Origin of the sequence: Tardiphaga sp. (assembly GCF_041424195.1) — a bacterium.
GTDB lineage: Bacteria > Pseudomonadota > Alphaproteobacteria > Rhizobiales > Xanthobacteraceae > Tardiphaga.
In genome coordinates this window covers 1-9,066 of record NZ_JBGMOE010000109.1, presented here as the reverse complement: position 1 = coordinate 9,066, position 9,066 = coordinate 1, and the positions used below count along the sequence as shown (strand labels likewise).

General features: G+C 60.7%; 11 protein-coding genes. 8 read left to right on the top strand and 3 right to left on the bottom strand.

What is annotated here, in order from left to right; genetic code table 11:
• Positions 1-137 precede the first annotated feature (137 nt).
• From ACEK02_RS15785 to ACEK02_RS15775, 3 genes are all read right to left on the bottom strand, one after another.
• Positions 138-578: a periplasmic heavy metal sensor gene (locus tag ACEK02_RS15785; RefSeq protein ID WP_371422564.1), complete on the bottom strand. Its 441-nt coding sequence runs from the start codon at positions 576-578 to the stop codon at positions 138-140.
• Entirely contained in the window at positions 575-847 is a 273-nt protein-coding gene (locus ACEK02_RS15780; protein ID WP_371422563.1) for a hypothetical protein, read from the bottom strand. Before ACEK02_RS15780 ends, ACEK02_RS15785 begins: the two co-directional genes overlap by 4 nt.
• Before the next feature lie 245 nt (positions 848-1,092).
• Positions 1,093-2,331, bottom strand: coding sequence for an aspartyl protease family protein (locus tag ACEK02_RS15775; RefSeq protein WP_371422562.1), 1,239 nt, complete (start codon positions 2,329-2,331; stop codon positions 1,093-1,095).
• A gap of 197 nt (positions 2,332-2,528) precedes the next feature.
• On the opposite strand from ACEK02_RS15775, the gene ACEK02_RS15770 reads away from it, so the two are divergent.
• The 8 genes from ACEK02_RS15770 (at position 2,529) to ACEK02_RS15735 (ending at position 8,847) form a co-directional block, all read left to right on the top strand.
• Entirely contained in the window at positions 2,529-2,900 is a 372-nt protein-coding gene (locus tag ACEK02_RS15770) for a hypothetical protein (protein WP_371422561.1), read from the top strand.
• A gap of 115 nt (positions 2,901-3,015) precedes the next feature.
• Complete coding sequence (locus tag ACEK02_RS15765; RefSeq protein WP_371422560.1) at positions 3,016-3,441, top strand: heavy metal-responsive transcriptional regulator; 426 nt, start codon at positions 3,016-3,018, stop codon at positions 3,439-3,441.
• Between the two features lie 335 nt (positions 3,442-3,776).
• The gene (locus tag ACEK02_RS15760) at positions 3,777-4,082 is read left to right on the top strand and encodes a hypothetical protein (RefSeq protein WP_371422559.1); all 306 of its coding nucleotides are present in this window, start codon (positions 3,777-3,779) and stop codon (positions 4,080-4,082) included.
• A gap of 30 nt (positions 4,083-4,112) precedes the next feature.
• Positions 4,113-6,041 (top strand): FAD-binding oxidoreductase, encoded by a 1,929-nt coding sequence (locus ACEK02_RS15755; RefSeq protein ID WP_371422558.1) that lies wholly within the window; start codon positions 4,113-4,115, stop codon positions 6,039-6,041.
• The gene (locus ACEK02_RS15750; RefSeq protein WP_371422557.1) at positions 6,041-6,769 is read left to right on the top strand and encodes a hypothetical protein; all 729 of its coding nucleotides are present in this window, start codon (positions 6,041-6,043) and stop codon (positions 6,767-6,769) included. Before ACEK02_RS15755 ends, ACEK02_RS15750 begins: the two co-directional genes overlap by 1 nt.
• Positions 6,766-7,506, top strand: coding sequence for a cytochrome C (locus ACEK02_RS15745; protein WP_371422556.1), 741 nt, complete (start codon positions 6,766-6,768; stop codon positions 7,504-7,506). Before ACEK02_RS15750 ends, ACEK02_RS15745 begins: the two co-directional genes overlap by 4 nt.
• Entirely contained in the window at positions 7,493-7,879 is a 387-nt protein-coding gene (locus ACEK02_RS15740) for a DUF1622 domain-containing protein (protein WP_371422555.1), read from the top strand. Before ACEK02_RS15745 ends, ACEK02_RS15740 begins: the two co-directional genes overlap by 14 nt.
• Positions 7,880-8,460: 581 nt before the next feature.
• The gene (locus tag ACEK02_RS15735; protein WP_371422554.1) at positions 8,461-8,847 is read left to right on the top strand and encodes a hypothetical protein; all 387 of its coding nucleotides are present in this window, start codon (positions 8,461-8,463) and stop codon (positions 8,845-8,847) included.
• The last annotated feature ends 219 nt before the right edge of the window (positions 8,848-9,066 follow it).

Below are 9,066 nucleotides of genomic sequence, written 5' to 3'. Positions count from 1 at the left end.
GGTCCCTTTTGCGCGCCGATAGGGGGTCCCGATTGGACGCCGATTGACAGCCTCGTCATTTCGCCGCAGGCTGCTTGTTTTCCATCAGGTGTCAGTCCCGCAAGATCACTGTCCGAGTAATCAACAAGGATCAAGGATCATCTATGGTTGACGGTCAGCGCGCTCGCCACGGCTTCGTCGAACTTTACGGTCTGATCGGAACGCAAGACGCTCCGCATCGCGAAGATGTGCTCAAGTGTGTCCTGCTGTAGGTTCCCCATGACCCTGTGCGACCGATCGACCGCCGCCGCGACTTGTGGGCCATAGCCTCGTTCGACCTGAATGGCGGCCGCGAGCCTGGCATTGTCGGCACGCAATTCAAGCTGCAGGGCGCGACGCCGCAAAGCGAATTGTTGTTCGATTATCTCGATTTTCGTTTGCTGGCCGGCGCCCAGATCGAGGCGGCTGTGCAATAGGCGGTGTATCTCATTTTCGCCCTGCGATGCCGGTGCGACATAGACACGGCCAACGACAACACCTGCGATGGCGGACAAGAACGTCACTATTGCGACCAAGGTCACTTGACGAAATGCGCTCATGGCTCGCTTCCAAGGAGGGTCGACGGTGCGAGCATTGGCGAAGCGCCAAAGGGTGATGGGAGTGTCCGCACCGGATCGCTGCTTGGAATGAGCGATCCCGCGATACCGATCGCAAGCGCCAGCGCGGCGGCCAGAGCGATGGTCCGCCCGCGAAGCGGCGAGATTCTTCGCGCCTCAAGTGCGGCGAACACGGCCGTGTCGATGTCGGCCAGTGCAGCCGGCAAGGGGATGTTTCTCAATCGGCCGAGAAGCGTGTCGAGATCGTCCATGGCAAACTCTCCATTGCCTAATTCAATATACGCCGCGCCTCGGCGCACCCCTTATCGTTTCAAGTTGAAAAAGGACGGAGGTTGGGGATGCGCCGCGCCGGTGCGGCACTGCCCCATTCACGGATTTCAACGCGCTTGTCGGTCGACAGGATGTATGCTCTCAAATGGGATAACGAGAACAACCTGGTGAGCGCTGTTGCGACGAGACCGCCGGTGTTCGCCCCAATAAATGCCCGCCCGGTTACCTAATAGTAGTCGGCGAGGCGCAGTCTCCTCCGTTCACCGCTGCTCAGGGTCAGCATGTATGTTGCTCCGGCGCGATCGAACCGCCAACGCCAGAGGGAGTGGACTGTATAGCTGGGATCAATCGCGACCCCGTTAATCCGGACGATCTTCTCTCCCACTTTCCAGCGATCTCTGGCGGCTGGACTAGCGGGAGAAACAAAAACTATGCGGAGGCTGTCAGTATCAGCGGCAATCCCGAGTCCGCTGCGATCTTTGAGCATTGGCACTCGCTGATCTGCAGGGAGCAGTCTCAACCAAAGACGTCCGTTGTCCACATCAAGGATAGTGTCGAATTGTGCGAGCGCAGGCAATCCGATGGCGCCGGCGGCACTTGTCGGTTGCCAATTGCTCATGCCGACCGTCGGCACGCTAGGAACATGCACGTCGCCCAAGTCGAGGGAATCCAGCGTGAAGAGGGAGGCCGTTCGCAGGCCCTCGATGCCGCCCAACGCCACGGAGGAGCTGCGGCGACCGGCCAACAAAGCATGATCGCGAATATAGGCAGCCGACAGCATCAAAGCGTTTGCATTGCCGAAATCGACAATGAGGGGCACGGACTTGAGGCCATGGAGCGACGCCTGGACGATAAGCTCACGCCTGCTGCCGTGTGTGATCTTCAAGGACGACCAGCTTCGATCAGGAATGAAACTTCCAGTTGCCGACAGCGCGAAGCGCCGTCGGCTGAAGTCAATTGCCAGGCATCTGTCCTGGAAAAGATCCGCGCCAAGGACGAGGTCTATTGAGCGTCCTAACGCCGCGGAGACCGTGCTCAAATCACTCACAATGGCATATGGTAGCACGCGGCGTTCTCCGCCCAGTACGACCTCGACCTCGTGGATCACGGCAACCTCGGTCTTCCCGTTAAAGCCGCTGATTGTTCGTGCCTCTCTGCGTTCCAGTCGGGCAGACTGCGCCAGCGCTGTGCTCAATATCGAAGCTCCGCTGCCGGTGTCGAGTATCCCACGTGCCTCTCGTCCATTCACTCGTGCGGCCGCGACCATCGTGTCGCCCGTTACAAGCTCGAACGCATCCCATGTGACTGGCGCGGCGCCGAAGTTCCAAATCGTGGAATCTCGTGCGGGGCTGGCCATCAGGCTGATCGGCGCGCCGCCCAAAAGAGCCGCCGTCGCACCGAGGCGGAGCATATCGCGACGCGCCAGTCGTAGCACGCCGACAATTGGGTCACAGCGATCGTTCACCGCAACTCACAAGACATGGCACTTCCCGAACTCCCGCATTGTCGCGGCCGCGTGCGCTGGTTGCAGACCGCCCCACATCTGCAGCAGGTTCATTGTGCTTGCGAACAATACGTATGTCGAGGGTGGAGCTAGGACCATAGTCTCGGCGGCGAAGAAACAATTTCTTCCGCTCAATCGAGCGATCCAAGGAGGCTCAGATGATCAAGAAATCCGTCATGATCGCGCTCGCAGGGATGTCCCTGTTCGGTGCGGCACCAGTCAGCGCCCAAGGCATTGGACACAGCTTCTTCATGCGGGGTTCGATCGTCGAATCCAGCGCTAACAGCACCGTCGTGTGCATCGGTAAGGCCGACGGCGCAGAAGTCGGACAGACGCTCGAGGTTTACCGGGTCGTCAATCATCCCGGCCCGGCTTCCTCCAAGGGCGCCGGCACACCCTTTCATCGCCAGCGTATCGGCAAGGTCACCATCGATCACGTCTACGACGATCATTTCGCCCATGTCACGATTACCGAAGGCCGCCCTGCCAAATACGACATCGTCGAACTCCAGCGCAATCAGGCACGCTGACGCTAACCCGCCGCGCCGGATGGCATGCGCGGCAACCGGTGGATCATGAGGCCATCAACGTCAGAATGGGCTTGACCTTGGACCATGATCCAACCCGCAGAGATGAGTGAATGTCATGGGCAGTTTCAAGATCGGTCAGCTTGCGGACGCAGCGCAGGTGGGACGCGACACGATCCGCTACTATGAGCGGAGCGGGCTGTTGCCGATGCCGGGACGAACGGCGGCAGGCTATCGTGTTTACGGCGATGCAGATTTGCAGCGTCTCAATTTCATCCGCGCTTCCCAGGAGTTGGGATTCACGCTTGAACAGGTGCGGCACCTCCTTGCGATCAAGGCATCAGACACGGCGACCGCGGCGGCAGTTCTCGAGATTACATTTGGGAAAATCCAGGAAGCCGAAAGTCGGGTCCAGAAACTATCGCACATTCGCAATGTGCTGCAGGAACTCGCCGATGATTGTCCAGGCGAAGGCCCCGTCTCAGACTGCCCGATCCTCGCCTATCTCGCCGAGAAACGCGTCAATCGAGCGACAAAACGATAATAAATTCGCAGGAGGGACAATCACCAGTCGAAGGGTAGAATCATGATGAGATTTCCACTTCCTGCACTGGCGCCGATCATTCTCCTGGGTGCCTGTGCGACAACTCCCCCGACCTCGGCTCAGATCGACGCCTGCCGCAATATGGAGCGCGATATGGGTGTCGCCACTACGCACGACCATAACGAGATGAAGGGTCGCGGGGCGAACCCCATGAACCTTTCCCACGGGCGGTGCCAGCAAATCCTGCGCGGCGCACAATAAATCTCGCCTGGGTGGCAAACGCCGCCTGGGCCATTCATGAAAGGATGAGGAAGATGACACCCAAGAAAACCGGCATGGCGATGCTCGGCGGCGGTGCCGCGCTGGCGCTGGCGATTATGCTCTCCGGCTGCGGCAGCAAAAAGGAAGAAAAGGCCGTCAATGCTACCACCGCCGCGAGCGGCAACGCGACAGATGCGGCGACAACCGCTGGCGCGGCAGACCATGACATGGATGCGAATGCCATGGATGAGCAGATGCAGCGCCATCACCAGCAACAAATGGACCATGATGCCATGCGCAACGGCAACATGGGCAACAGCACCGCGCCGGCAGCCGCACCGCCTGCCGACAACCAGGCCATGCCGATGAAGGACATGTGAGATGCCTTTGGGGGTGAGATGGGCAGTCCTATGAAGTTCCTCTGCAGCCTGGGCGTTATATTGGCATCGTTGCCTGCGCCCCTCCTGGCCCAGGAAGGAGGCGATCACGCGGCGCACCATGGCGGCGGTGCTGCCATGCCCGGCGCGGCGGCTGGCGACGTCCCGCCTCCCACTTCGCCCGCGCCTGTCTCGCCCATGAACGGGATGGGAACTGGCGAAAGTGGCGGCATGGGCAAAATGATGGGCGAGATGATGGGTGAAACCGACAAGCGGACGCCGTTCATTTCCCAGTTGCTGTCGATATCGACGCTTGATCAGAATGCCAGGAGCAAGTTGGCGACCCAGGCCTCAGCACGCACACATCAAGGCTTGCAACTAATCAGTGAGGGTTCGAGTGCCGCCGCGCATGCCGCGACCGCCGCCGATCAGATTGCCGCGGCGCGCCAGATTCGTGAAGGTAGCGCACTGTTCAGCAGCGGCGTCGCGGCGCGCAATGCCATTTCCAACCCTGCCGGCGAGCCAATGGCAGTCCGTTGGTTTCGTGACCAACTGGTCATCGACGATCCGGAAAACCGCCATGACGCCCATGCCTTCGGTCTTTCGCCGTCACACCTGTTGCTGATGATTTTCCTCGCGCTGCTGAGCGCGAGCCTGGTCGCGCTACAGCTGATGCGTCTGGGCCGCATCCGCAAGATCGTGTCATCGCGCCTCGCTCCCGCCCTCCCTTCGGTTTCGCCAGTTGCGGCGACGGCGCAAACGACGGTTGCCCTCCGCGCGCCATCACCGACGACGGCAGAGGCGGCGGCAACCCCGCCGCTTGCTCCAAGCAATGCGGCAAGCCCGGCCGGCGCGTCGCTCCGCAAGCCCAAAAGTTGGACAGGCCCGCTACGTGTCGTCCAGATCGTTCGCGAGACCCCGACCATCCAGACCTTTCGTCTGGCCGATCCTTCGGCCGACCGATTGCCATTCGACTTCCTGCCCGGCCAGTTCCTTCAAGTCGAGGTAGAGCCAAATCCCGGCAAAGCCGTGCGCCGTTCCTACACGATCGCATCGTCGCCGACCCAGCGCGCCTATGTCGAGCTTACCGTCAAGCGAGAGGAACAGGGTGCCGTTTCACGCCATCTGCATGATGCCGTAAAAGTTGGGGATCTTATCAAGTCGACGGGGCCATTTGGAGCGTTCACGTTCACCGGGACGGACGCGGAGAGCATCGTTTTAATTGCAGGCGGCGTCGGGATCACGCCGATGATGTCGGTTCTGCGCTATCTGACGGACACGGCTTGGCCAGGCGAGATCTTCTTCATCTACGGTGCGCGCTCGACCGACGAATTCGTTTTCCGCGAAGAGCTCGAACGTCTGGAACGTCGCTTCGCGAACCTGCGTGTGTTTGCCGCCATGCAGCGATCGCCGGGCACGACCTGGCTAGGACCGCAGGGACCGATTACAAAGGAGATGCTCCTCGAGGCGGTTCCCGACATCGGCAAGCGGCGTATCCATCTTTGCGGCCCGCCCGGAATGATGACGGCCATGGGACAGCAGCTTGCCACGCTCGGCGTGCCCGACGCGCAAATCCACACCGAGGCTTTCGGGCCTGCGTCGATGCCGAGCGATCCGGACGCTCTCGAGATCAAGCCTGCGCCTACACCCGGTGAAGCCCCTTCGAAGTCGACGGATAACGCAACCGCCGACGTCGCGGCCACAACAGTCACTTTCTCGGTCTCTGGCGTATCCGCCGCCCTTCCGGCTGATCAGACGGTGCTGGAGGCCGCCGAAGGAGCCGGGGTGGAAATTCCCTACGCCTGCCGCGTCGGCGAATGCGGTGTGTGCGTCACTAAGCTGCTGTCCGGCGAGGTCTCGATGGAGGTCGAGAAGGGCCTTGCGGCATCTGACAAGGCGAGTGGGTATATCCTGGCCTGTCAGGCCAAGAGCAAGGGTGACCCACTGGTGGTAGAAGCCTGATGCGCGAGCGAGGCGATATTCTCATCGGTCTGCTCGTCGCCTTCGTGGCGCTCTTTCCGCTCGGCTTCCTGCTTCATGTGTCACCGCGCTTTCCCGGCAGCCTCGGCGGTGGACTGCTCGGGATCATAGCCGTGCTGCTGATGCTTCTCACCCTGCCCTATGTTCTGGTCAAGCACGTCGCATGGGTCGACCGTTATCTGTCACCGATCTTCAGCAAGCCGACTTTGCTGGCCATTCATATCTATGCTGGCGTGCTCGCGCCGGTCTTCGCGCTGCTGCATGCCGCCCACAAGTTCGCCAGCCCGATCGGCATGATGTTGACCGGCCTGCTGTTGCTTACAGTGCTGAGCGGATTTGTCGGGCGCTATCTCCTTGCGGAGCTTGCCAAGGCGCTTCGCGGGCGAAAGTCCGAACTCGCATCGCTCAATGCGGCCTTTCTCGATCTTCCCTCGCCGCCGCAAGAGCAGACCGGAGAAGCCAAGTCGCACCCGCGCTGGCTGCGCTATTTTTTCATCCCGGCGCAAACGCCGACTGCGGCTGACGTCAAGGACAAGGATTCGTTAGCCGCCGCGCTGTCCGACGTCGAATATGCCGTCCGAGCCGAGGAGGCGACCAACGCGCTCTTTTCCCGATGGCGATATCTGCACATCGCGGCAGGCGCGATTCTCTATCTATTGCTCCTGCTGCATGTAACTGCCGCCATCTATTATGGGTTGCGCTGGCTATGAAGCGCGCCAGCTTGCTCATCTGGCTGTTCATCGCCGCACTAATCGGGGTGATTGTTGTTCTTCCGGCAATGATGCGCGCAAACGCTCCTGCCAAGGCAGGACTGATCGAAGCCATGGTAGCGCCGGGTCCGCTGTCGGCGGCGCATCAAGCCATCGCTCCGCAATGCACCACCTGCCACACGCCCGCCAAAGGCGTCGAAACCAAAACCTGCATCAGTTGTCATGCGGGCACCGACTTCGGCAACAAGCAGTCGACGCAATTTCACGCGAAGGCGACGCAGTGCACTTCCTGCCATGTAGAGCATGATGGTAATCGTGGGATCACGCGGATGGATCACGCCGCCCTGCTGGATCAGAAAGTCTGGCGACCAGATTCCGGCTCCGCGCCAGGAGGGTCGGCCTCGTCCGCCCCGCTCGGCGGCTTTCGTCCGGAAGCGGCGCTGAATTGTGCAAGTTGCCATTCGATCCGGGATCCGCATCTTGGTCTGTTTGGAACGGACTGCGCGAGTTGCCACAAGACGACGAGTTGGAAGATAGCCAATTATCGGCATCCATCGGTCAGTTCGACGCAATGTTCGGAATGCCACAAAGCGCCGCCCAGTCATTTCATGGAGCACTTCAGCATGGTCTCTCAGCGCGCTGCGGGGGAAAAGGCCCGCGTCGACCAGTGCTTCGCATGCCATACCACCGACAGCTTCAACAATATTCGTAAACGTGGCTGGTATGATCATCACTGATCAGGACTGGCTCAGTGCATTCTTCCGGCTGGCCGTTGTCATCCTCGAACTCGCCGGTACAGTGACCATCCTGACTGGTGCGGCTCTTGCCACAGCACTGTTCGCCAAGCGGATGCTCACCAGCGCGGCAGACGCCTACGGCTCTTTCCGCTCGACGCTGGGACGCAGCATCCTGTTGGGGCTCGAATTCCTCGTTGCCGGAGATATCGTCAAATCCCTGGTCATTAATCCGACGCTCGACGATCTCATCGTCCTCGCCGGTCTCGTCCTCGTTCGAACGTTCCTCAGTATTTCGCTGGGTGTTGAGATCAATGGCCACTGGCCGTGGGAAGACACGCGGATGGCGAGGGATGGCACGGCGGGGCGCGGATAGTGGAGCGCGCTTCAGGAAAGGAGCTTAACATGTTCGAACGGCGTACCTTGATGATGGGCGGCGCGGCCCTGATTGCGGGGGCTGCCCTGCCTCTGTCGACTGCGGCCCAGAACCGAAAGATGGCGGGAATGGATATATCGATGGCCAAGTGCATCGATCTGTGTGTCGCTTCCCACCGGATGTGTCTCGAAACGGCGACGCATATGCTGAAGCGGGCTGGTTCGAGCGCAGCGACTGCCTTGGTCGCTATGCTTACCGATTGCGCGGAACTGTGTCAGGCAACGGCGAACTCGATGCTGCGCGGATCCGAGCTTCACGCGATACTGTGCGGAGCGTGCGCCGACGCATGTGATCGTTGCGCCCAAGAATGTGCTCGCCAAGGGGCAGACGAACAATTGGCTCGCTGCTCGGCGACATGCCGGGAATGCGGCGCAGCATGCCGGAAGATGGCAATGATGGATCAGTGAGCAGGCCGTACTTCGTAACTTACGTATAGGATCGAACGGACCAAGTCCGCATCTCAAGGCCCGGCTCTTGTCGCCAGCGACGGCGTTCGAGCACAACGCAACTGGAGAACGACAATGCGGATCAACAAGACACTCATGATGACGCTGGGCATACTGACATTGGGTGCTGCCCCCGCGCTTGCAGACGAAATGCCGCCCAAGCCGGTGCCGACCGCCAAGCCGGCAAAGCCGGCAAGTCCCGCGCATCAGCAGGGCATGCAGCACGGCGGCGGGCAGATGCACGATCAGATGATGGCCGATCACAGCAAAGGCATGCAGAACATGCAGGCACAGCCGGACGCAGCGGGCATGGCAAACATGCCGGCGAACGCTGGTCAGCCTGCGATGTCCTCGATGTCGGGCGGCGGCAAATGCTGCAAGGGCAAGGCCATGAAACCGAAGGCAAAGCCTTCTGCCAAGGCGATGCCTTCCGATAAGCCGATGCCGATGAACGACATGTAGATCGGGACCTCAACGGAGAAATCCGAAGGCCCGCGGCCCGCCGCCCTCCCCCGGGGCGGCGGGTCCTTTTGTTCTCGGAAGCCTGCGGCGCAACGCTCGGTTACTGTCCACGACACCTCGACCGCTGCCGAGCTTCAACACGCGATCGACGCTTCCCTGAAAATTAGAGCGTTTTCCACAGCGCCTGAATCGCGAGGGATTCCGTTGGCTTTGAAATTC

Excerpts from the sequence above, each read along its gene's own strand:
- ACEK02_RS15785 (WP_371422564.1), bottom strand. The coding sequence starts at position 578 with ATGAGCGCATTTCGTCAAGTGACCTTGGTCGCAATAGTGACGTTCTTG.
- ACEK02_RS15780 (WP_371422563.1), bottom strand. The coding sequence starts at position 847 with ATGGACGATCTCGACACGCTTCTCGGCCGATTGAGAAACATCCCCTTG.
- ACEK02_RS15770 (WP_371422561.1), top strand. The coding sequence starts at position 2,529 with ATGATCAAGAAATCCGTCATGATCGCGCTCGCAGGGATGTCCCTGTTC.
- ACEK02_RS15765 (WP_371422560.1), top strand. The coding sequence starts at position 3,016 with ATGGGCAGTTTCAAGATCGGTCAGCTTGCGGACGCAGCGCAGGTGGGA.
- ACEK02_RS15760 (WP_371422559.1), top strand. The coding sequence starts at position 3,777 with ATGGCGATGCTCGGCGGCGGTGCCGCGCTGGCGCTGGCGATTATGCTC.
- ACEK02_RS15755 (WP_371422558.1), top strand. The coding sequence starts at position 4,113 with ATGAAGTTCCTCTGCAGCCTGGGCGTTATATTGGCATCGTTGCCTGCG.
- ACEK02_RS15750 (WP_371422557.1), top strand. The coding sequence starts at position 6,041 with ATGCGCGAGCGAGGCGATATTCTCATCGGTCTGCTCGTCGCCTTCGTG.
- ACEK02_RS15745 (WP_371422556.1), top strand. The coding sequence starts at position 6,766 with ATGAAGCGCGCCAGCTTGCTCATCTGGCTGTTCATCGCCGCACTAATC.
- ACEK02_RS15740 (WP_371422555.1), top strand. The coding sequence starts at position 7,493 with ATGATCATCACTGATCAGGACTGGCTCAGTGCATTCTTCCGGCTGGCC.
- ACEK02_RS15735 (WP_371422554.1), top strand. The coding sequence starts at position 8,461 with ATGCGGATCAACAAGACACTCATGATGACGCTGGGCATACTGACATTG.